Source organism: Streptomyces sp. HmicA12 (genome assembly GCF_000373565.1).
In the GTDB taxonomy this organism is placed as follows: domain Bacteria; phylum Actinomycetota; class Actinomycetes; order Streptomycetales; family Streptomycetaceae; genus Streptomyces.
In genome coordinates this window covers 288,897-311,229 of sequence record NZ_KB891798.1, presented here as the reverse complement: position 1 = coordinate 311,229, position 22,333 = coordinate 288,897, and the positions used below count along the sequence as shown (strand labels likewise).

At 72.3% G+C, this 22,333-nt stretch carries 20 protein-coding genes; 16 read left to right on the top strand and 4 right to left on the bottom strand.

The genetic code is table 11. The features are described 5' to 3' along the window. The first annotated feature begins 86 nt into the window (after positions 1 to 86). The 11 genes from B072_RS0105185 to B072_RS0105135 all read left to right on the top strand — a co-directional run bounded on the left by B072_RS0105185 (position 87) and on the right by B072_RS0105135 (position 12,393). Complete coding sequence (locus B072_RS0105185; protein ID WP_078506296.1) at positions 87 to 572, top strand: cation:proton antiporter regulatory subunit; 486 nt, start codon at positions 87 to 89, stop codon at positions 570 to 572. A 4-nt stretch (positions 573 to 576) separates the two neighbouring features. Next, positions 577 to 1,806 (top strand): cation:proton antiporter, encoded by a 1,230-nt coding sequence (locus B072_RS0105180; protein WP_018528872.1) that lies wholly within the window; start codon positions 577 to 579, stop codon positions 1,804 to 1,806. Between the two features lie 196 nt (positions 1,807 to 2,002). After that, positions 2,003 to 3,535: an MFS transporter gene (locus B072_RS0105175; RefSeq protein ID WP_018528871.1), complete on the top strand. Its 1,533-nt coding sequence runs from the start codon at positions 2,003 to 2,005 to the stop codon at positions 3,533 to 3,535. A 124-nt stretch (positions 3,536 to 3,659) separates the two neighbouring features. After that, positions 3,660 to 4,190 carry a GAF domain-containing protein gene (locus B072_RS42460; RefSeq protein ID WP_018528870.1) on the top strand — a complete coding sequence of 177 codons (531 nt, stop codon included), beginning with the start codon at positions 3,660 to 3,662 and terminating at the stop codon, positions 4,188 to 4,190. A gap of 126 nt (positions 4,191 to 4,316) precedes the next feature. Continuing rightward, a complete protein-coding gene (locus B072_RS0105165) occupies positions 4,317 to 5,102 on the top strand; it encodes an ABC transporter ATP-binding protein (RefSeq protein WP_018528869.1) in 786 nt (261 codons plus the stop codon). Further along, positions 5,099 to 5,896, top strand: a complete 798-nt coding sequence (locus B072_RS0105160; protein WP_018528868.1) for an ABC transporter permease — start codon at positions 5,099 to 5,101, stop codon at positions 5,894 to 5,896. Before B072_RS0105165 ends, B072_RS0105160 begins: the two co-directional genes overlap by 4 nt. After that, positions 5,889 to 7,157 carry a sensor histidine kinase gene (locus tag B072_RS0105155; RefSeq protein ID WP_018528867.1) on the top strand — a complete coding sequence of 423 codons (1,269 nt, stop codon included), beginning with the start codon at positions 5,889 to 5,891 and terminating at the stop codon, positions 7,155 to 7,157. Before B072_RS0105160 ends, B072_RS0105155 begins: the two co-directional genes overlap by 8 nt. A gap of 49 nt (positions 7,158 to 7,206) precedes the next feature. Then, the gene (locus tag B072_RS0105150; RefSeq protein ID WP_018528866.1) at positions 7,207 to 7,854 is read left to right on the top strand and encodes a response regulator transcription factor; all 648 of its coding nucleotides are present in this window, start codon (positions 7,207 to 7,209) and stop codon (positions 7,852 to 7,854) included. 4 nt (positions 7,855 to 7,858) lie between these two features. Further along, entirely contained in the window at positions 7,859 to 8,326 is a 468-nt protein-coding gene (locus B072_RS0105145; protein WP_018528865.1) for an NUDIX domain-containing protein, read from the top strand. A gap of 93 nt (positions 8,327 to 8,419) precedes the next feature. Further along, positions 8,420 to 9,814: an NADP-dependent succinic semialdehyde dehydrogenase gene (locus tag B072_RS0105140; protein WP_018528864.1), complete on the top strand. Its 1,395-nt coding sequence runs from the start codon at positions 8,420 to 8,422 to the stop codon at positions 9,812 to 9,814. A 134-nt stretch (positions 9,815 to 9,948) separates the two neighbouring features. After that, on the top strand, positions 9,949 to 12,393 hold the full coding sequence (locus tag B072_RS0105135; protein WP_018528863.1) for a polysaccharide lyase 8 family protein: 2,445 nt from the start codon (positions 9,949 to 9,951) through the stop codon (positions 12,391 to 12,393). On the opposite strand, the gene B072_RS0105130 is transcribed toward B072_RS0105135, so the two are convergent. Together B072_RS0105130 and B072_RS0105125 are read right to left on the bottom strand one after the other, a co-directional pair. Further along, complete coding sequence (locus B072_RS0105130) at positions 12,380 to 13,507, bottom strand: substrate-binding domain-containing protein (RefSeq protein WP_018528862.1); 1,128 nt, start codon at positions 13,505 to 13,507, stop codon at positions 12,380 to 12,382. The two genes, B072_RS0105135 and B072_RS0105130, sit on opposite strands and share 14 nt — an antisense overlap. Positions 13,508 to 13,625: 118 nt before the next feature. After that, on the bottom strand, positions 13,626 to 13,907 hold the full coding sequence (locus B072_RS0105125) for a winged helix-turn-helix transcriptional regulator (RefSeq protein WP_018528861.1): 282 nt from the start codon (positions 13,905 to 13,907) through the stop codon (positions 13,626 to 13,628). Between the two features lie 218 nt (positions 13,908 to 14,125). Here B072_RS0105125 and B072_RS0105120 point away from each other — a divergent pair, with 218 nt between their 5' ends. Together B072_RS0105120 and B072_RS0105115 are read left to right on the top strand one after the other, a co-directional pair. Next, entirely contained in the window at positions 14,126 to 14,677 is a 552-nt protein-coding gene (locus B072_RS0105120) for a carboxymuconolactone decarboxylase family protein (protein WP_018528860.1), read from the top strand. A gap of 220 nt (positions 14,678 to 14,897) precedes the next feature. After that, entirely contained in the window at positions 14,898 to 16,259 is a 1,362-nt protein-coding gene (locus tag B072_RS0105115) for an esterase-like activity of phytase family protein (RefSeq protein ID WP_018528859.1), read from the top strand. Positions 16,260 to 16,305: 46 nt separating this feature from the next. Here B072_RS0105115 and B072_RS46230 read toward each other — a convergent pair whose 3' ends face one another. After that, entirely contained in the window at positions 16,306 to 16,728 is a 423-nt protein-coding gene (locus B072_RS46230; protein WP_026245466.1) for a hypothetical protein, read from the bottom strand. Between the two features lie 77 nt (positions 16,729 to 16,805). Beyond that, positions 16,806 to 17,972 (bottom strand): xylose isomerase, encoded by a 1,167-nt coding sequence (xylA, locus tag B072_RS0105105; protein WP_018528857.1) that lies wholly within the window; start codon positions 17,970 to 17,972, stop codon positions 16,806 to 16,808. Between the two features lie 171 nt (positions 17,973 to 18,143). Here xylA and xylB point away from each other — a divergent pair, with 171 nt between their 5' ends. The 3 genes from xylB to B072_RS0105090 all read left to right on the top strand — a co-directional run bounded on the left by xylB (position 18,144) and on the right by B072_RS0105090 (position 22,296). Continuing rightward, complete coding sequence (xylB, locus tag B072_RS0105100; protein ID WP_018528856.1) at positions 18,144 to 19,589, top strand: xylulokinase; 1,446 nt, start codon at positions 18,144 to 18,146, stop codon at positions 19,587 to 19,589. A 67-nt stretch (positions 19,590 to 19,656) separates the two neighbouring features. Next, positions 19,657 to 20,853: an ROK family transcriptional regulator gene (locus tag B072_RS0105095; protein WP_018528855.1), complete on the top strand. Its 1,197-nt coding sequence runs from the start codon at positions 19,657 to 19,659 to the stop codon at positions 20,851 to 20,853. Positions 20,854 to 21,261: 408 nt separating this feature from the next. Beyond that, the gene (locus B072_RS0105090; protein ID WP_026245465.1) at positions 21,262 to 22,296 is read left to right on the top strand and encodes an acetamidase/formamidase family protein; all 1,035 of its coding nucleotides are present in this window, start codon (positions 21,262 to 21,264) and stop codon (positions 22,294 to 22,296) included. Positions 22,297 to 22,333: the final 37 nt, after the last annotated feature.

Here is a 22,333-nt window from a genome sequence, read left to right as displayed (position 1 = left end):
GTGACTCCGACGTTGAAAGATGCATTCGCCATGTAACAGGCGCCGGGGGCGCAGCCCGGACACCATGCACGGACAAGGGGAGAGACGTGCCCGCTTCACGACTCAGCAGGACACCACTGCCAGGGATCGGCCACCGCTACGACCTGACCACCCGAGAACAGCGACTTCTGTCGGTGGTCGCGCACCGGGACGGGGGCCGCACGCTCAGCGCGTACCAGGCCGACGACCCGGACGCGTGTGCCCTGTCGATGAAGCTGACCTCGGGGGAAGCGGCGTACCTCATCGACGCGCTCATGCCGTCGCACCACAGCCCGAATCTGCTGCACACCACGGATCTGGGCCTGGTCGCCGAGCGGATCGAGATACCGGGCGCCTCGCACTGGAACGGGCGGCTGCTCGGCGAAACGCAGATGCGGACCGAGACCGGCGCCTCGATCGTGGCCGTGCTGCGCCGTGCGGAGGCGATCCCGTCGCCGGCGCCGGACTTCCGGCTCGCGGGCGGGGACACGGTCATCGTGATCGGCACCCGCGAAGGCGTCGAGGCGGCGGCCGCGATTCTGGGACGGGAGTGATCGGATGCACTCCGCTGTCTTCCTCATAGAGTTCGGTGCGATCATCCTGGCCCTCGGGCTCCTGGGGCGGCTGGCCGGGCGGCTGAGTTTCTCGCCGATCCCGCTGTATCTGCTGGCCGGGCTCGCGTTCGGCGAGGGCGGGCTGCTGCCGCTCGGGGCGAGCGAGGAGTTCGTGGAGATCGGCTCCGAGATCGGGGTCATCCTGCTGCTGCTGATGCTCGGGCTCGAGTACACGGCGAGCGACCTGGTCAACAATCTCAAGACGCAGTATCCGGCGGGGCTCGTCGACATGACGTTCAACGCGCTGCCCGGCGCGGCCGCCGCGCTGCTGATGGGCTGGGGTCCGGTCGCGGCCGTCGTGCTCGCCGGAGTCACCTGGATCTCATCGAGTGGCGTCATCGCCAAGGTGCTCGGGGATCTCGGGCGGCTCGGCAACCGCGAGACACCGGTGATCCTCAGCATCCTCGTCCTCGAGGACCTCGCGATGGCGGTGTATCTGCCCATCATCACCGCCCTGTTGGCCGGGGTCGGCTGGGCGACCGGTGGGCTCACGCTCGCCGTCGCGCTCGGCGCGGCGGGTCTCGTCCTGTTCGTCGCGGTGCGCTTCGGCCGGCAGATCTCGCGGTTCGTGTCGAGCGACGACCCGGAGAAGCTGCTGCTCGTGGTGCTGGGGCTGACGATTCTCGTGGCCGGTCTCGCCCAGCAGCTGCAGGTGTCCGCCGCCGTGGGCGCCTTCCTCGTCGGCATCGCGCTGTCCGGTGAAGTCGCCGAGGGCGCGCACCAGTTGCTGCTGCCGCTGCGGGACCTGTTCGCGGCTGTCTTCTTCGTCTTCTTCGGGTTGCACACCGACCCGGCGAGCATTCCGCCGGTGCTGCTGCCCGCGCTGCTGCTGGCCGTGGTGACGACCTGCACGAAGATCTTCACCGGGTACTGGGCCGCGCGGCGGGCCGGCATCTCCGTCAAGGGCCGGTGGCGGGCCGGTGGCGCGCTCGTGGCGCGGGGCGAGTTCTCCATCGTCATCGCGGGGCTCGCCGTGACGTCCGGGATCGAGCCGCGGCTCGGGCCGCTGGCGACCGCGTACGTCCTGATCCTCGTCATCGTGGGGCCGCTCACCGCGCGCTACACGCAGCCGCTCGCCCAGCGGTTCTTCCGGCCGCGCGCCCAGGAGGCCGTGGCCGTGCCGGCGCCGCGGTCCTCGGAGGAGACCGCGCCGGTCGACGAGCAGATCGGCTGACGGCCGCCGACGCCGGACGGCGAACGCCTCCACGGAACGGACGACGCAGAGCACAAGGCGCAGAGCGCTGCGAACGACACGGGCCCGTGCACTTCGGTGTACGGGCCCGTTCTCTCCCCGGTCGCCGTCCGTGAGCAGGGCGCTTAGCGTGGTGGACGAGGTCGGGGGGTGTTCCGGGGGTGTCTGGAGGCCCACTATGGATCGCTCGCCCGAGTCCGCCGCAGGTGCCGCTGGACCCGAGGTCGGGGCCGTGTCGCCCGGTGGCGGCGGAGTCCCGTACTCAGGTGGGGGCGCGCACGAACACCGATGGCTGATCCTCGGCGTCATCGGGCTCGCCCAGCTGATGGTCGTGCTCGACGCGACGATCGTGAACATCGCGCTGCCCTCGGCCCAGCAGGACCTGGGCTTCACGGACGGCAACCGGCAGTGGATCGTCACCGCCTACGCGCTCGCCTTCGGCAGCCTGCTGCTGCTCGGCGGCCGCATCGCCGACCTGGTGGGCCGCAAAGCGGTCTTCCTCGCGGGCCTGGCCGGGTTCGCCGCGGCCTCCGCGTTCGGCGGCGCCGCGACGAGCTTCGGGATGCTGGTGGCGGCACGGGCGCTGCAGGGCATGTTCGGCGCGCTGCTCGCGCCGGCCGCTCTGTCGCTGCTGACGACGACGTTCACGGACCCGAAGGAGCGCGCCAAGGCGTTCGGCATCTACGGTGCCATCGCCGGTGCGGGCGGTGCGGTCGGTCTGCTGCTCGGCGGTGTGCTGACCGAGTACCTGGACTGGCGCTGGTGCCTGTTCGTGAACCTGGCCTTCGCCGTCGTCGCGATGATCGGCGGTGCGCGTCTGCTGCACGGCGGCCGCCCCGCGGACCGGCCCAAGCTGGACGTGCCCGGCACGATCCTGGTGTCGGTCGGCCTGTTCTGCATCGTGTACGGCTTCTCGCAGGCCGAGACGCACGACTGGGGCGAGGCCCAGGTGTGGGGATTCCTGGTGGCCGGTGTGGTGCTGCTCTCGGCGTTCGCCTGGTTCGAGACCCGGGCGGTGCATCCGCTGCTGCCGCTGCGCGTCGTGCTCGACCGGGACCGAGGGGCGTCCTACCTGGCGATGTTCATCGCGGGTGCCGGCATGTTCGGCGTGTTCCTGTTCCTGACGTACTACCTGCAGCAGATCCTCGAGTACTCGCCGGTGATCACCGGCGTCTCGTTCCTGCCGATGGTCGCGTGCATGGTCGTCTCGTCGATCGTCACCACGAACGTGCTGGTGCCGAAGTTCGGGCCTCGGCCCATCGTGCCCAGCGGCATGGCCCTCGCCGCCGTGGCGATGGTGTGGCTCACGTTCCTCGACCTGGACAGCAGTTATGCCGCACACGTGCTGCCGCCGCTGCTCGTCATGGGCATCGGTATGGGGCTGATCTTCGCCACGGCGATGAACCTGGCCACGTCCGGGATCGCGGCGCACGACGCGGGCGTCGCCTCCGCGATGGTCAACACCAGCCAGCAGGTGGGCGGTTCGATCGGCACGGCCCTGCTGAACACGCTCGCGACCACGGCGGCGACGAGCTACCTCGTGGGCAAGCAGCCCACGCCGCTGGTGCGGGCGAACGCCTCGATCGAGAGCTACTCGACCGCGTACTGGTGGTCGGCGCTGTTCTTCGCCGTCGGATTCGTCGTGACGCTGCTGCTGTACCGCTCGGGTCCGCCGAAGAGTCTGTCGGGCGGGAGCGCTGTCCACATGTGAGGCCGCTTGGACCCCACATGTACGGGGCATACCCCCTGAGCAAAGTCCGCCCGCCGGGCCTCGTGCCGGGCGGGCGGCGGTGCCGTGGCGGGGGCGCAGTGGAGCGGAGCGAGGGGGACGCGTCATGCGTGGCGTGCCGTACGAGACGTACCAGGTGGACAGCGACCGGCTGGCGACGGCGTTCGTCGAAGTGGCCGATGCCTCCGTGCGCGGTGGCTCACAGGCGCTCGCGGCGCTCGTGGCCTGCTGCGTCACGCTGCTGGAAGTGCCGTCGGCGGCGGCCGTGCTCAAGCCGCCGACCGGCCGTGTCGAGCTGGCCGCGTCCGACAGCCGGGGGCTGCGTCTGGAGCGGGCCTCGCTGTCCTGGGGCGAGGGTCCCGGCGCGGACTGCCGGGCCTCCGAGCAGGCGATCCGCGGAGTGCCGCTGGCACATCCCTACGCGCGGGCCAACTGGCCCTCGTACACGGCGATGGCACGCTCGCTGGGCTTCGCGTGCGTGGTGGCGGTGCCGCTGCGCGCGGCCGACCGCGCGGTCGGCTCGCTCAGCCTGTTGTCGGAGCGGACGGGGCCGCCCGGGCCGCTCCAGCTGCGCCTCGGCCAGCACCTGGCCGACGCGACGGCGCGGGGTGTGCAGGCGCGCGTCCCGCGCCACTGAACCGGTCGTCGCCTGGGGGATTTCCCCCAGGCGGGTCGGAGGACAACCTCGTTCCGGCGCCTCCCCGTCGCTCCTAGCGTGGATCACACACCACGCAGCGACGGATTCGACGGGCAGGGAGTCGTGATGATCGAGGCCAAGGGGCTCACCAAACGGTACGGCGAGACGCTCGCCGTCGACGGCCTGACGTTCCGGGTCCGTCCCGGGAGCGTGACGGGCTTCCTCGGCCCGAACGGCTCCGGCAAGTCCACCACCCTGCGCATGATCATGGGTCTGGACCGGCCGGACGCCGGGCAGGCCCTGATCGGCGGCCGCCGGTACGGCGAGCTGCGCCGGCCGCTCCGCGAGGTCGGCGCGCTCCTCGATGCCAGGGCCTTCCATCCCGGGCGCAGCGCGCGCAGCCATCTCGCGGCGCTCGCGGCGGGCGGCGGCATCGAGGCGGCGCGCGTCGACGAGGTCCTGGAGACGGTCGGACTGAGTTCGGTCGCGGGCCGACGTGCGGGGACGTTCTCGCTCGGCATGGCGCAGCGGCTCGGCATCGCGGCGGCCCTGCTCGGCGATCCCGGCGTGCTGCTCCTGGACGAGCCGGTGAACGGGCTCGATCCCGAAGGGGTGCGCTGGATACGCGAGTTGACGCGGAAACTGGCCGCCGAAGGCCGTACGGTCCTGCTGTCGAGCCACCTCATCAGTGAGATGGCGTTGACGGCCGATCATCTGCTGGTGATCGGGCAGGGCAGGCTGGTCGCCGACACGTCGGTGGCCGAACTCACCGCGTCGGGACGGTCGTTGGAGGAGGCTTTCTTCGCGCTGACCGGCGATGTCGCCACGTACCAGGGCGCAGCGCACCTGGGTGCGGCGCGGCAGAGTGCGGCGCATCAGGGTGCGACGCGCCAAGCAGGAGGTATCCGATGAGCACGGCCTACGCTCCCCCGGTGCTCGGCGGGCACTACGGCTTCCGGCAGGCCGCCCGCATGGAGTGGATCAAGCTGCGCAGCCTGCGGTCGACGGCGTACGCGCTGCTCCTCACCGTCGTCGGCATGATCTCCATGGGGGTCGTGACGATGGCCAACACGAAGGCTCCGCAGGGTGCTTCGAAGGTGGCGAGCTTCGATCCGACGAACAACGTTCTCGCGGGCGTGGCGCTCGGTCAGCTCGTCATCGGGGTGCTCGGCGTGCTGGTGGTGACGGGCGAGTACGCGTCGGGCACGATCCGTTCGACGCTCGCCGCGGTGCCGGATCGCCGGCTGGCGCTGGCTGCGAAGGCGGCGGTCTTCGGCGGACTCGCTCTGTTCGTGGGCGAGTTGGTGACGTTCGTGTCGTTCGTCGCGGGCAGTGCGGCGCTCTCCGCCGACGTGCCGCACCCCTCGCTCGGCGATCCCGACGTGCTGCGCGCGGTCCTCTTGTCGGGTGCGTACCTCGCGATGGTGGGCCTGATGGGCATCGCGATCGGGGTGATCACCCGGCACACGGCAAGTGCGATCGGGGTGCTCGTCGGCATCACGTACGTGCTGCCCGCGCTTCTCGCGGGGACGACGGGCACGGCGGTCGCCAGGTTCTTCCCCACGATGATCGCGGGCAACTCCCTCGCCGTGACGGTGCCGATGGACGGGATGCTCTCGCCGTGGGCCGGGTTCGTCGTGCTGTGCCTGTACACGGCCGCCTTCCTCGCGGCGGCCGACCGTCTCCTGGCCCGTCGCGATGCGTGACGTTCTGCGAGCCTGTCTGACGCGGCGGGCGTGGGCGGAGGCGGCGTACTGTCTCCTGTCCTGCGTCCCCGCGCTCGCGGGCTTCCTGCTCGTCGTGGTGGCGCTGGCGCTGGGCACGGCGTTCACGCTGACCCTGGTCGGGGCGGTGCTCGGCGTGCTGTTCCTGGTGGGCGGCCTGGCGCTGGCGCGGGGGCTCGGGGCTCTGCAACGGCGCCTGGCGAACGGCCTGTTGGACGATCGGGTCGCGGATCCGGGCGCGCCGGGGGCGGTCGGCGGTCTGTTCGACCGGACGGAGGCGCGGCTGCGGGACGGGGCCGCGTGGCGTGCGGTGGCGTACGCGGTGGTGCGGCTGCCGGTGGCGATGCTCGCCCTGTACGCGGTGTCGTGGTGGGTCGTCGGTGCGGTGAACGTGGTGGCGCCGGTGCGGTGGGCGTTCACCCCGGACGACGTGAGCCTGGTGACGCCGCTGCCGTTCGGCGGCTCGCCCCGACTGCACTCCCTGTGGGGCGCGTTGGGGACGACGGTGGTCGGCTGCGCGATCGTCGTGGTCGCGCCGTGGCTGACCCGGGCGTGTGTCCGCGCCGACCGTCGTCTCGTACGGGCCCTGCTCGGGCCCGACCGACTCGCCGAGCGGGTGAGGGACTTGGAGGAGACCCGGGCGCTCGCCGTCGACGACGCCAATGCGCGCCTTCGGCGGCTGGAGCGCGATCTGCACGACGGTGCGCAGGTGCGGCTCGTCGCCCTCGCGATGAGCCTCGACATGGTGCGCGAGCAGCTCGACGACCGGGACCGGCCCGAGCTGCGCCGGCTCGTCGAGACCGCGCGCGACAGCGCCGCCGAGGCTCTCACGGAACTGCGTGACCTCTCGCGCGGTCTGCACCCGCCGGCGCTCGACGGTGGTCTCGCTGACGCGCTCACCACGCTCGCCGCCCGGTCCTCGCTGCCCGTCGACGTGACGGTGGATATACCGCGCCGCCCGACCCCGGCGATCGAGAGTCTCGCCTACTACTGCGCGGCGGAGCTGCTCGCGAACGCCATCAAGCACAGCGGGGCGGGCCGAGTCCGCGTCGAACTGGCCGCCGGGGAGGGCGTGTTGCGGCTGCGGGTGGCGGACGACGGGCGGGGCGGCGCCGGGATCGTCGACGGGGGCGGGCTGGCCGGGCTCGTGCAGCGGGTGCGGACGGTGGACGGGGAGTTGGCGGTGTCGAGTCCGCGGGGCGGGCCCACCGCCGTCACCGTGAGGTTGCCGGTGCATGCCTGACCAGTACGACGCCTCCGCTCGGCGTCCCGAAGTGTGCGAGGCTCCCCCCATGCGCGTAGTCATCGCCGAGGACGCCGCCATCCTGCGCGAACTCCTCGCCCAGATGCTCACCCTGCGCGGCCACGAGGTCGCGGCCGCCGTCGCCGACGCGGACGCCCTGCGCGCGGCCGTGACGGAGCACCGTCCGGACGTCGCCGTCGTCGACATCCGGATGCCCCCGACGCACACCGACGACGGGCTGCGCGCCGCGATCGACATCCGCCGCGATCTCCCCGGCACCGGCGTCCTGCTGTTCTCCCAGTACGTCGAGACGAAGTACGCGACGCGGCTGCTCGCCGAGGGCTCGGCCGGTGTCGGGTACCTGCTGAAGGAGCGGGTGGCGAACGTCGCCGAGTTCACGGACGCGCTGGAGCGGGTCGCGGCCGGCGGCACCGCTCTCGACCCCGAGGTGGTCACCCAGCTCGCCGGGGCGGGGCGCCGGAGCGAGGAGCTGACGTCGCTGACCGGCCGGGAGCGGGACGTTCTGACGCTGATGGCGGAGGGCCGCTCGAACGGGGCGATCGCCCAGTCGCTGCACGTGTCCGCGGGCACCGTCGAGAAGCACGTCGCGGCGATCTTCGGCAAGCTCGGTCTTCCCGCGTCGGAGGATCAGAACCGACGCGTCCTCGCCGTCATCCGCTATCTCCACCGGGACTGATCACATGGCCAAGCGCAGCGCGGGAATCCTGCTCTTCCGCCGCACTCCGGACGGGCCCGAGGTGCTGCTCGGGCACATGGGCGGCCCGTTCTGGGCCCGCCGTGACGCGGGTGCGTGGTCCGTCCCGAAGGGCGAGTACGGAGAGGACGGCTCCGAGGAGACGCCCTGGGACGCGGCCCGGCGCGAGTTCCGGGAGGAGCTCGGGCTGCCCGCGCCCGACGGCACGCCGCTGCCGCTCGGCGAGGTGACCCAGTCGGGCGGCAAGCGCGTCACCGTGTGGGCGGTGGAGGGCGATCTCGATCCGGCGGACGTGGTGCCGGGCACGTTCACGATGGAGTGGCCGCGCGGCAGCGGCCGGACCGCCGAGTTCCCGGAGCTGGACCGGGTGGCGTGGTTCGGGCTCGACGCGGCGCGAGCCGTGATCGTGACGGCGCAGACAGCGTTCCTGCAGCGGTTGGCGGAGCAGGTCTGACGCCGGGCCCTGCGGGTACCCGGGCCGCCCGCGTTGCGCGGCCCCGCGCCGCGCGCGAAGGTCGAAGGAACCGCGCAGAGGAGGTCGCCCCCCATGCCGATCGCGACGGTCAACCCCGCCACGGGCGAGAGGCTGAAGACGTACGACGCCCTGTCCCCGGAGGACATCGAGGCGAAGCTGTCCCTGGCGTCCCGGACGTTCGACACGTACCGCACGACGACGTTCTTCGACCGGGCCCGTCCGTTGCTGCAGGCCGCCGACCTGCTGGACGCGGACACGCCCGACATCGCCCGCGTCATGACGACGGAGATGGGCAAGCCGGTGGCGGCGGCCCGTGCCGAGGCGGCGAAGTGCGCGAAGACGATGCGCTGGTACGCGCAGAACGCGCAGCGTCTGCTCGCCGACGAGCACCCGTCCGAGGAGGACGTGAAGGACTCCGGCGCGGCGCGTGCCCTGGTCCGTTACCGGCCCCTCGGCGTGGTCCTCGCCGTCATGCCGTGGAACTTTCCGCTGTGGCAGGTCGTCCGGTTCGCGGCGCCCGCTCTGATGGCGGGGAACGTGGGCCTGCTCAAGCATGCGTCGAACGTGCCGCAGACCGCCCTCTACCTGGAGGATCTGCTGCTGCGGGCCGGATTCCCCGAGGGCTGTTTCCAGACGCTGCTGGTCGGGTCCGGCGCGGTCGAGGGCATTCTGCGCGACGAGCGGGTGGCCGCCGCGACGCTCACCGGGAGCGAGCCCGCGGGCCGCTCGGTCGCCGCGATCGCCGGCGACGAGGTGAAGAAAACGGTTCTGGAGCTGGGCGGCAGCGACCCGTACGTGGTGATGGCGTCGGCCGATGTGGCGAAGGCGGCGAAGACCGCGGTCACGGCACGCGTGCAGAACAACGGGCAGTCGTGCATCGCGGCGAAGCGGTTCATCGTGCACGAGGACGCCTTCGAGGAGTTCCGGGACGCGTTCGTGGAGGGGATGCGGGCGCTGCGCGTCGGCGACCCGCTGGACGAGGACACCGACGTCGGACCGCTCGCCAGCGAGCAGGGCCGCAAGGATCTGGAGGAGCTGGTCGACGAGGCCGTGGAGAGCGGCGCGACCGTGCTGTGCGGCGGGCAGCGGCCCAAGGACCTGTCGGACCGGGGCTGGTTCTACGAGCCGACCGTGATCGCCGATGTGACGCCCGAGATGCGGATCCACCGCGAGGAGACGTTCGGCCCGGTCGCGACGCTGTACCGGGTCGACGACCTGGACGAGGCGATCGAGGTCGCCAACGACACGCCCTTCGGGCTGAGTTCGAACCTGTGGACCGGCGACGAGGCCGACATCGACCGCTTCGTCCGGGACAGCGGGGCGGGTGGTGTCTTCGTGAACGGAATGACGGCCTCGCACCCCGCCCTGCCCTTCGGGGGCGCCAAGCGGTCCGGGTACGGGCGCGAGCTGGCGGGCCACGGCATCAAGGAGTTCTGCAACATCACGACGGTGTGGGTCGGGGCCTGACCGCCGCCCCTCTCCCTTCAGCCACCACTGAACGATCGAAACGATCAATTTGGTCGTTTCTCTTGAGCGTTTGATTCACCGGGTGCTAGAAACCGCTTACTCCCAGCGGATCCTCCAGTCTCCCGGAGCTCTTCATGACGTCGCCGTCCCTGCCCTGGTCCCGTCGCGCCTTCCTCGCCACCTCGGCGGCCGTCGGTGCCGCGCTCACCGTCGGAGTGCCCCGTCCGGCAGCCGCCGCCGACGGCGCCGACGAGTTCGCCCGACTGCGCGCGAAGTGGCGGGCGTTGTACCTCGGCGAGGGCTTCAGCCCGACCGCCGAGCCGTTCAGGTCGAAGCTCGCCACGCTCGGCGCGCAGGCCAAGGCCTGGCAGGACGCGATGGCCCCGGCCACCGGATCGCTGTGGCCGGACGCCGTGTTCGGGGATCCGGAGCCGGACACGGACACGGAGTCGTACGGCTACTCCGAGAAGATCCAGACGAGTTACGAGCGCGTGCGCACGATGGCGGAGGCGTTCTGCCAGCCGGGGACCGGCCTCACCGGCGACACGTCGCTCAAGACCGCCGTGCTCACGGCCGTTGACCACCTCGGCACGCAGGTCTACAACAAGTCCCAGACGCAGTACGGCAACTGGTACAACTTCCAGATAGGCGCCCCGCAGCGGCTGCTCGACATCTGCGTCCTCATGTACGAGCACCTCAGCCAGGCCCAGCTGACGGCGGCGACCGAGGCGATCGACCACTTCGTCCCGGACTCGCTCGTGTCGAAGTACACGGGCACGAGCACCGGCGCCAACCGCATCGACCTGTGCCGCGTCCTCGCCCTGCGCGGCATCCTCGACGGCACCGCCGCGAAGGTCGCGCTCGCCCGTGACGCGGTCTCGCCGGTCTTCCCCTACGTCACCTCGGGCGACGGCCTGTACGCGGACGGCTCGCTGATCCAGCACACGTACGTGCCGTACACCGGCTCGTACGGCGCGGTCCTCATCGACGGCCTGAGCCGTCTGTTCGCGCTGCTCGGCGGGTCGACGTGGGCGATCACCGACAGCGGGCGGCAGATCTTCCTGGACTCGGTGGAGTCCGCGTACGCGCCGTTCCTGCACGACGGCCTGATGATGGACAACGTCTCGGGGCGGGCGATCAGCCGCGGCCTGGTCGCCACGGACACGCTGAAGGTCCAGCAGGACGACCACTCCCGCGGGCATGGGATCATCGCGTCGATCCTGCTGCTCGGGCAGGGCGCGAGCGCCGAGGAGAACGCGCGCTGGCAGGCCCTCGCGAAGGGCTGGTTCACGCGGGACCGCTACAGCGACGTGACGAGCGGCCGCACCCTGGGCGTCGCCGCGCTGTCCCGGGTCGCGACGCTGCTCGACGACTCGGCGGTCAAGGCGGGGGCCGAGCCGACGGGGCACAAGCTGTTCCCGTCGATGGCGCGGGCCGCGCACCGCACGAGCCGGTTCACCGCGTCCGTGTCGATGTCGTCGAAGGCGATCACCTTCTACGAGAACGGCAACGGCGAGAACATCCACGGCTGGCACACCGGTTCGGGGATGCTGTACTGGTGGGCCGCGGGCGACAGCACGGGCGGCGGGCAGTACAGCGACGGGTACTGGCCGACCGTGGACCCGTACCGGCTGCCCGGCACGACGGTCTCGCGCAAGAAGCTCGCGGACGGCGAGGGCGGCACGTGGGGCGCGGCACGTCCCGACACGACGTGGGTGGGCGGCACGACGGACGGCACGTACGCGGCGGTGGCCCAGGACACCCGCGGTCTGTCGTCGACGCTGCGGGCGAAAAAGTCGTGGTTCTTCCTCGACGACGCGGTGGTCTGCCTCGGCGCGGGCATCACGAGCACGGACGGCGCCGGCGTGGAGAGCGTGGTCGACAACCGCAATCTGGGGGCGTCCGGGACGGCGCGACTCACGGTGGACGGCCGGTCGCAGCCGTCCACGCTCGGCTGGAACTCGACGGTCAAGGACGCCCGTTGGGCCCATCTGGCCGGGCACGGCGGCTATCTCTTCCCCGGCGGCGCCTCGCTCACCGCGCTGCGCGAGGAGCGTACGGCGGCGTGGCAGAGCATCAACGGCGGCGGCTCGACCGACCCGGTCACCCGCCGGTACGTGACCCTGCTCGCCGACCACGGCACGGATCCGGCGAACGCCTCCTACGCGTACGTGGTGCTGCCGGGCGCGAGTGAACAGCGCACCGCCGCGCGGGCGTTGGAGCGGGACTGGATGCAGGTCACCGTCAACTCCGCTGCGCAGCAGGGGGTCCGGGTGCCGTCGCTCGGGCTGACCTCGGTGACGTTCTGGGAGCCGGGGACGGTCGGCAGGGTGAGTGTCGACGCTCCGCTGATCGTGCAGATCCGGGAGCGGCGCGACGGCACGGCGACGGTGTGCGTGAGCGACCCGAACCGTGCGGTGAAGGGGGCCACGCTGACCTGGCGGCGGCCGGTCAGGTCCGTCGCCTCGAAGCCGGGTTCGGTGACCGGCGCCGAGACGGGCCGGGAGCTGAAGCTGACGTTCGGCGATCTCTCCGGGACCGGCGGGCTGACCCAGAAGGTCACGGTCACACTGGCCTGAGCGGCGAGCCGCACGACTCCCGGACGCGCAACTCGGGGAGAATGTCGAGGTGTTGTCCCGGCTCGCGAGTACCTGACCGCTCGGCGAGCCGGGACAGCAGCAGTTCGGCGGCGCGCCGGCCGACGGTCCGCTTGGCCGGGGCGACCGCGGTGAGCGGCAGGTCCGCGAGGCCGGCCACCTCGTCGTCGTACGTGATGACGGCGAGGTCACCGGGGACGCGGATGCCGTGGGCCCGCAGCCGGGGCACGAGGACGATCGCGTCGACGTCGCTGTGCAGGATCGCGGCACTCACCCCGTGCTCCTCGACGGCGTCCCGCAGGTAGGCGAAGGTGCGCTCGAAACGCTCGGCCTCGGTGGCGGTGCGCGGCGGCGGCGTCTGTTCGGGCGCCGGGCGCAGCCCGAGGGCCGCCACCGCGGCCGCGTGGCCGCGCCGCAGCGCGGCGCTGGTCGGTGACTCCTGGGCCGCGAGCGCGATCGTGCGGTGGCCGAGCGCGGCCAGATGACGCACCGCCTCGGCCGCGCCGTGGGCATGGTCGGAGCGGACCCGGTCGAGGGCGGCCGCGGGATGGCCGAGCGGCGCGGAGCGCTCCACCAGGACGGTCGGCACCGGCCGCTCGGTGATCCGCACCCCCTCGCCGGGGCCCGGGCTGCCGGCCTCCCAACTGGGCGTGAGCAAAAGCCCTTCGGCGCCCGAGGCCAGCAGCCGGTCGACCTGGACGGTGTCCTCACCGGGCAGGTACTGCGACAGGGCGACGACGAGGCGGGCGCCCCGCTCCTCGACGGCCTCACGGGCGCCGCGCACCACATCGGCGTAGTAGTACTCGGTGGTCGGCACGACCATGCCGACGACGGTGCCGGGCACGAGTACGTGTGCGGGCGCAGGGGTGTTCGCCAACTGACCTCCCCCGCGCGGCGCTTCGGTCGCGTCCCCCGGCCACATGACCGCGCCGTGCAGCCGCTGGAGTCTGCCCTGCGTCGCGAGGGTCTCGACGTCGCGGCGGAGCGTCACCGGCGAGACGCCGAGCTCCCGGGCGAGGTCGGCGACGCGCAAAGTGCCGCGTTCCCTGACCAGTTGGAGGACGCGCGCGTGGCGTCGGTCGACGTGCAGTCGCATGGCGTGGACCCTCCCCCGGTGCCGTGCCCGGACGCGTACGGCGCCGGAGCGACATCATCGTATCGATCGTCAACGCTCATAACGATCCCCTAGACGAAACCTCGACGTCATCCCGCCCTCACGCGGAGCGTCCGACCTCGGCCGCCCATCGCTCGGACCAGCGGTTCAGTCCCTCGAGCTGGGCGCAGGCGTCCTCGCCGAGCCCGGTGAGGCGGTAGCCGTCCGCCTCGTCGCGCTCCACGAGGCGGGCTTCCTGGAGTTCCAGGAGGCGTCGGCGCAGCACGCTGGACGACATCGCGTCGCACCGGTGCTGCAACGGCCGGAAGCCGAGCGCCTCACCGCGCAGTTCCCACAGGATGCGCAGGGTCCAGCGCCGCCCGAAGAGATCCAGCGCCGCCATGACGGGACGACCCGTGGTGGATCCGCGAACAGGCCTTCCGGGTGCGGGAGTTGCCGTCATCGGCGATGCGTTCCGTTCTGTTCTGTTCTGTTCTGTTCTGCTCGACACAGGATGGCGCTTCTGTTTTCGACACAGTACGCTCCGGCCATTCGCTCCGACCGCTTCTGAAAAAGAAGCAGCTGCCGCCAGGGCCCGATCCTGTTCGCGAGGGAGATGTCATGTCCGCCCGCATTCCACCGCTCGATGCCCCGTACCCCGACGACGTCGCTCCGGTGCTGCGGCGCGTGATGCCGCCCGGCGAAGAGCCGATCGCCCTCTTCCGCACGTTCGCGCACCACCCGCGCCTGGCCGAAGCCCTGCACTCCTGGGGCTCCTACCAGCTCAGCCGGAATCTCAGCCTCGGCCTGCGCGACCGCGAGATCGTCATCGACCGCACCTGCGCCCGGTGCGGCTGCGCGTACGAGTGGGGAGTGCACGTCGCGCGGTTCGCGGGGCGTGCGGGCCTGACGGCCGCGCAGGTCTCCTCGCTGGCCGACGGTTCGGGCACGGACGCGTGCTGGACGAGCGAGCGCGACCGGCTGCTGGTCGAGGCCGTCGACGCCCTGCACACCGCTCATGACATCGACGACCCACTGTGGGAGCGGCTGGCCGTGGAGTTCGGCCCAGAGCAACTGCTCGACCTCCTCATGCTGTGCGGCTTCTACCACGCCATCAGCTTCACGGCACGGGCCACCCGGCTGCGGCCGGAGCCCGGCACGCCAGGATGGTGAGGCGGGCCGCGGACCCGGCGGCCACCGGCTCGCCCAAAGCGCGGTTCCCGTACGCCGGGACGAACATCTACCGCGTCCGCGCGTCCTACGCGTCCGGCCTGCCACGCGTTCACTTTCCCTCACCGCTTTCATTCACCCTGCCGTCACCAGGAGTTCGGCGCCGGGGTCGAGCGTGTGCGCAGTTCACGCAGTTCAGCGTTCAAGCGCCTCTGGAGGCACCATGTCCCCGCTCGTCCCCGGCTCCCGCAGCGCCCGTCGCGTACGCCGCACCGTCGCCGCCGGTGTACCGCTCGCCGCGCTGGCCGCGCTCGCCGTCGCCGGGACCGCGACGGGCGCCCCGTCCCACCACGGCGGTTCGGCCGAGGTCACCGGCAGCGCCACGCTCGGCGACATACCCCTGGCCGGTTTCAGCAACAGCCTGCTCAAGGGCACCGTCGCCGACGACCGTGGGGTCGACCTCGGCGGCATCGGCTCCGACATCTACCCGGCGGGCCGCAAGGGCGAGTTCTGGACGGTGACCGACCGTGGTCCCAACGGTCAGATCAAGATCGACGGCACGAAGCGCCGGACGTTCCCCGTGCCCGGCTTCGACCCGGCGATCGTCAAGATCCGCGTCACCGGCGACCAGGTGAAGGTGCTGGACGCGATCCCGATCACCACCTCCTCCGGCAGGGCCGTCACCGGCCTGTCGAACCAGGAGAGCCGCGACGAGAAGCCGTACACGTACGACGCGAAGACGCCCCTGACGTACAACGCGAACGGCCTGGACACCGAGGGCATCGTGCGGGCCGCGGACGGCAGCTTCTGGCTGGTCGACGAGTACGGCCCCTCGCTCGTGCACGTGTCGCCGCGCGGCAAGGTGCTGACCCGGTACGTGCCCAAGGGACTGCACCTGAAGGGCGCCGACTACCCGGTCGTCGAGGCGCTGCCGTCGGTGTTCCTGAACCGGAAGGTCAACCGCGGCTTCGAGGGACTCGCCCTGCTGCCGAACGGTGACCTGGTGCTGGCGCTGCAGAGCCCGCTGTCCCTGCCGGACGGAGCCGCGGGCGACGCCTCGCGGAACACGCGCCTGGTCCGCTTCTCGCCGAAGAAGCAGGCGGTCACCGCCGAGTACGCGTACCGCTTCGACGCGGTGGACGTCGTCGACCCCGGCGAGGACGACACCTCCGAGCTCAAGATCTCCTCCGTGGTCGCGCTCGGCGGTGACCGGCTGCTCGTGGAGGAGCGCACGGACAAGGCGGCCCGCCTCCAGGAGGTGCGGCTCACGCGCGGCGCGAACATCCTGGGCGACGAGTGGGACGACGCGACGACGTCCCCGTCGCTGGAGCAACTGGACGACCCGGCGGCCGCCGGCGTGCCGGTGCTCAAGAAGCGGCTCGTGGTCGACCTGAACACCGTCGACGGCGTACAGGACAAGATCGAGGGCGTGGCCGTCATCGGACACGGCACGCTCGCCCTGATCAACGACAACGACTTCGGTATGACGGACGGCGCCGAGGCGTTCGACGCGAACGGGCGGCTCGTGGACAGCGGCATCGAGACGCGAGTGACGTTCGTGAAGCTGCCGAAGGGCGCGCTCTAAGTCTCCGGCGGTACGGCGAGGTGGCCGGCCGGCGAGGCACGGCCGCTCACCGGACCAGGTCCACCACGTCGCTCGGCAGCAGTCCGCTCGGCAGTTCGCTGGGCAGCTCCGTCGGGAGCTCCGACGGGAGGTCACTGGGCAGCTCGCTCGGCAGCTCGCTGGGGAGTTCACTCGGAATCCGGGGCGACGACGACCGCGTGGACCCCTCACCGCTCTTGGACGGCGACGGCTTGTCGTCGCCGCCCGAGGAGCCGCCGTGCGTCGCCACCACGATCACGACCACGACGATCACCACGAGGGCCACGATCGCGGCGATCACTCCGAAGCGGCCCCGCCCACCGCGCCCCGGCCCGCGCGGGGGCGGCGCGCCGAAGGAACCGTCGTGCGGCGGTCCGAAGTCACCGCCCGAGGGCGGCGGACCGCCCGGGGGCGGTGGTGGCGGCTGCGGGGGCATGGGCGGCGTGGCCATGCCCCCAGGGTCCCGTCAGTGGGCCGAACACGCGACCCCCTGACGGGAGTTGGGACCGGACGGGCGAGAAAGCGACGTCAGCCGCGGGCGGCCAGCAGGTGGTCCATCGCCAGCTGGTCGAGTCGCTCGAACGCCATGCCGCGCTCGGCGGCCGCGTTCACGTCGAACTCCTCGTACGCGCCCTTGTCCGCGAGCAGCGCGGCGAGCCCGTCGGCCGCGGTCGGCTGCGCGAGCTCGTCGAGCCGCGAGGCCCGCAGCGCCTCCTGGACCTCCGGGTCGGCGCGGAAGGCGGCGGCCCGCTCCTTGAGGATCAGGTAGTTGCGCATGCAGCCGGCGGCCGACTCCCACACACCGTCGAAGTCCTCGGTGCGCGGCGGCTTGAAGTCGAAGTGCCGCGGGCCCGCGTACCCGGCCCTCTCCAGCAGGTCGACGAGCCAGAACGCGGAGCGCAGATCGCCGGCCCCGAAGCGCAGGTCCTGGTCGTAGCGGGTGCCGTGCTGGCCGTTGAGGTCGATGTGGAAGAGCTTGCCCGCCCACAGCGCCTGGGCGATGCCGTGCGGGAAGTTCAGACCCGCCATCTGCTCGTGCCCGACCTCCGGGTTGACGCCGTACAGCTCCGGGCGCTCCAGGCGCTCGATGAACGCGAGAGCGTGACCGACGGTCGGCAGCAGGATGTCGCCGCGCGGCTCGTTCGGCTTCGGCTCGATGGCGAACTTCAGGTCGTAGCCCTGCTCGACGACGTACTCGCCGAGGAGGTCGAAGGCCTCCTTCATGCGGTCGAGGGCGTCGCGGACGTCCTTCGCGCCGCCGGACTCGGCGCCCTCGCGGCCGCCCCACGCCACGTACGTCTTCGCGCCGAGCTCGGCGGCCAGGTCGATGTTGCGGACGACCTTGCGCAGCGCGAAGCGGCGCACGTCACGGTCGTTGGCGGTGAAGCCGCCGTCCTTGAAGACCGGGTGCGTGAACAGGTTCGTCGTCGCCATCGGGACGACCATGCCCGTGGCGTCGAGCGCCTGCCGGAAACGCTTGATGTGCGACTCGCGTTCGGCCTCGGAGACGCCGAACGGGATCAGGTCGTCGTCGTGGAACGTCACGCCGTACGCGCCGAGTTCGGACAGGCGCTGCACCGACTCGACGGGGTCGAGCGCGGGCCGGGTGGCGACACCGAACGGGTCGACGCCCTGCCAGCCGACCGTCCACAGGCCGAAACTGAACTTGTCCTCGCGCGTGGGCTGGTAGGTCATCTTGCGGCTCCCTCACCGTTGCCGGGCGCACGGCAGCGCTCGCCGCCCGCCTATTTCGTCATGGCGCTTTACAAATTAGTATGCGGGCACGCCGCTGGGAAGAGCCGCCTCGGTACGGGACCGGGCGCGGCCCGATTCACATACGCATCAGGTACGAGTCAGGAGAGCCGCATGTCCGCTGCCGACGGTCCCCTCGTCGTAGGGATCGACAGTTCCACGCAGTCCACGAAGGCGCTGGTCGTCGACGTCGCCACGGGTGCGGTGGTGGCGAGCGGGCAGGCGCCGCACACGGTGACGACGGGCGCGGCCCGGGAGAGCGACCCCGAGGAGTGGTACGCGGCGCTGCGCGAGGCCCTCGCCCGGTGCGGGGACGCCGCTCGGCGGGCCGCCGCGGTGTCGGTCGGCGGTCAGCAGCACGGTCTGGTGACGCTGGACGCGCAGGGGCGCGCGGTGCGCCCCGCGATGCTGTGGAACGACGTGCGCTCCGCGCCGCAGGCCCGGCACCTGGTGGACGAACTGGGCGGTCCGAAGGCGTGGGCGGAGCGGTTCGGGAGCGTGCCAGGCGCCTCGTTCACCGTCTCGAAGTGGGCGTGGCTGGCCGAGCACGAGCCGGAGGCCGTGCGGGCCACTGCGGCGGTGCGGCTCCCCCACGACTACCTGACCGGGCGCCTGACCGGCGCGGGCACGACGGACCGCGGCGACGCGTCCGGTACGGGGTGGTGGGCGTCGTCCACCGAGGCGTACGACGAGGACGTGCTCGGCCGGGTGGGGCTCGATCCCGCGCTGCTGCCCAGGGTGGTGGGCCCCGGCGAGGTCGCGGGCACGGTGCGCGACGCCTCCGGTGAACTTCCCTTCGCCAAGGGCACGTTGGTGGCGGCCGGGACCGGTGACAACGCCGCCGCCGCTCTAGGTCTGGGCCTGCGGCCGGGCACGCCGGTGCTCAGCCTCGGCACCTCCGGGACGGTGTACGCGGTGTCCCGGCACCGGCCCGCCGACCCGTCGGGCACGGTGGCCGGTTTCGCGGACGCCCGCGGCGACTGGCTGCCGCTGGCCTGCACCCTGAACTGCACGCTCGCCGTCGACCGCATCGCCGCGCTGCTCGGTCTCGACCGGGAGGCCGTGGAGGCGGGCGGCTCGGCGACCGTCCTGCCCTATCTGGACGGTGAGCGGACGCCCGATCTGCCGGACGCCTCCGGCCTGTTGACCGGGTTGCGGCACGACACGACCGGCGGGCAGCTGCTCCAGGCCGCCTACGACGGGGCGGTGCACGCGCTGCTGGGCGCGCTCGACCGGGTCCTGGCCAACGACGCCGCCGACGCCGATCCGTCGACTCCCCTGCTGCTCATCGGCGGGGGTGCGCGGGGCGCGGCCTGGCAGCAGACGGTGCGACGTCTCTCCGGGCGGGCCGTTCAGGTGCCAGAGGCCCGCGAACTCGTGGCGCTCGGCGCCGCCGCGCAGGCCGCGGGCCTGCTCACCGGTGAGGATCCGGCCGCGGTGGCCCGGCGCTGGGACACGGCGCGCGGTCCGCTGCTCGATCCGGTCGAGCGGGACGAGGCGACGATGGACCGGATCTCGGGCGTGCTGTCGGGCGCGGCGGCTCTTCTGGAGCGGGGATGAGGACCTTCACGGCGGGTGGGTCCGGCCCGCGCCCACCTCGGGCCGTCCGCCCTGGGACGATGTCCGCATGACCGCACCACTGCACCGGCCGCGCCCGGGGACGCCCGACACCCAGCAGGCCATGCGTCGCCGCAATCTGTCCCGCGTGCTGCACACGGTGGCCGCCGAGGGACCGTTGTCGCGAGCGTCGGTGGCCCAGCGCATCGGGCTGACCCGGGCCGCGATCTCCACCCTCGTCGACGAGTTGATCCGGGCCGGGCTCCTGGAGGAACTGGGCCCGCAGCGGCCGGGCGGCGTGGGGCGGCCCGGCTCGGCGCTCGCGGTGAGCGGCCGGGGCCCGGCCGGGCTCGGCGCCGAGGTGGGCGTGGACCATCTCGCGGTGTGCGCGGTCGATCTGCGCGGCGAGGTACGGGCGCGCGCGGAACGCCGGGTCGGCAACCGGGGGCGTGCACCGCGGCCCGTGCTCGCCGAACTGGCCGCGCTGGTACGGCAGGTGAGCGACGAGGCGGAGGCGGCGGGGCTGCGTCCGGCGGGGCTCGCGGTCGCGGTGCCGGGACTGGTGGCGCGCGACACCCACACCGTCGTACGCGCCCCCAACCTGGACTGGCACGACACCGACGTGGCCGCGCTGCTGCCGCACTCCGTCCCGCTGACGGTCGACAACGAGGCGAACTTCGGCGCACTCGCCGAACTGTGGCTCGCCGACGACTCCCCCGCAGACTTCCTCCACGTGTCCGCCGAGATCGGCATCGGCGCGGCACTCGTCGTGGACGGTCTACTGCTGCGCGGGACACGCGGGTTCGCCGGTGAACTCGGCCATGTGCCGGTGCGGCCCGAGGGGCCGGCCTGCCCGTGCGGCGGGCGGGGCTGCCTGGAGCAGTACGCCGGCGAGGAGGCGGTCCTGCACGCGGCGGGGATCGCACCGGGCCCCGACCGGGTCTCCCTGCTGGCCGAGCGGGCCGAGTCCGGTGACGCCGCCGCCCGCAAGGCGCTGCGCGGAGCGGGCACTGCCCTCGGTATCGCGCTGACGGGGGCGGTGAACCTCATCGACCCGCGCGCGGTGGTCCTCGGCGGCGCCCTCTCCCGGCTCGCGCCGTGGCTTCTGCCGTCCCTCGAAAGGGAGTTGACGCGGCGGACGGCCACGCCGGCGGACGGGGTCGTCGTATCGCGCCTCGGATCGGAAGGTCCGCTGCTCGGGGCGGCGCATTCGGTGGTGCGGGGTGTGCTCGACGATCCGATGGGTGCCGTGGGGACGGTGGGGTAGGGCGGGCGGGCCTCATGGGTACCGCCAGTGGTCCGAACCTCTGAAGCCCCTCTGACGTGCGGTTATTCACAGTGCGTGGGTTATCCACAGATCCGCCGCGCCCTCTTTCGCCTCAACCGGCGGGCCCCGTACGGTACTTCACGCGAGGCGTCGCGCTCCCGTTCGTCCGGTGGGTGGAGGCGTGCGCACGGGAAGGGGGATTCCTGTGTCGGGGGACGTCGGCGACAGCACCACCGCTACCGCACGGGCGGGACCGGGTCCGGTGGCCGGTATCCGGCGCGCCCTCGGCGTCGTTGTCCCGGTGGCCCTCCCGCGGCGCCATCCGGAGCGCACACCCGAGACGGCCCGGGCCCCGCTCGGCGACCCCGCACCGACCGCCCACCCCACACAGAGCGGAGCTCAGACCTCATGAGCGACCCCCGGATGTTGACGGTCCGGCCCGAACCCGGCGAGTACGCCTGGACGTTCGGCGGCGCGCCGCCCGTCGCGCGGATCGCGCCGGGCACCGTCCTCGACCTGTACACGGAGGACTGTTTCGCGGGCCGGGTCCGCTCGGAGAAGGACCTGGTGTCGGAAGTCTGCGAATTCCCGTATCTCAATCCCCAGACGGGTCCCTTCCACGTCGAGGGCGCGGAGCCGGGCGACACGGTCGCCGTGCACTTCGTGTCGGTGGAGCCGGCCCGCGACTGGGCGGCCTCCACGACGGTGCCGTTGTTCGGGGCGCTCACGTCCACGCACACCACCGCCACACTCCAGCAGCCGCTCCCCGAGGCGGTCTGGATCTGGCAGCTCGACCGGGGCCGGCGCACGGCTCAGTTCGCCGCGCGGGACAGCGCGTTCACGGTGGAGCTGCCGATGGACCCGATGCACGGCACCGTGGGCGTGGCCCCGGCGAACCTGGAGGTGCGCTCGGCGCTCGTCCCCGACGCGCACGGCGGCAACATGGACACGCCGGAGATGAGGGCGGGCGTCACCTGCTACCTCGGGGTGAACGTGGAGGGCGCGCTGCTGAGCCTGGGCGACGGGCACGCCCGACAGGGCGAGGGCGAGACCTGCGGGGTCGCCGTCGAGTGCGCGATGCGCACCGTCGTGATCGTGGAACTGCTCAAGGGCGTGGCGACACCCTGGCCGCGGATCGAGTCGGACACCCACATCATCTCGACGGGCTCGGCCCGACCGCTGGAGGACGCGTTCCGGATATCCCAGCTCGACCTGGTGCAGTGGCTCGTCAGGGACTACGGCTTCAGCGAGTTGGACGCCTACCAGTTCGCGACGCAGACGGTCGAGTCGCCGCTGGCGAACGTCTGCGACACCAATTACACGTGCGTCGCCAAGCTCCGCAAGGAATGGCTGCCGACACACGAGACGCACCGCGGACTCCATGCGCGGCTGCGTGAGATAGCGGCGACGCTGCCGCGCCCCGAGCCATACCGGGCGCCGTAGCACTGCCGGTTCGTTTCCCCCCACCGTCCGAGCCAGT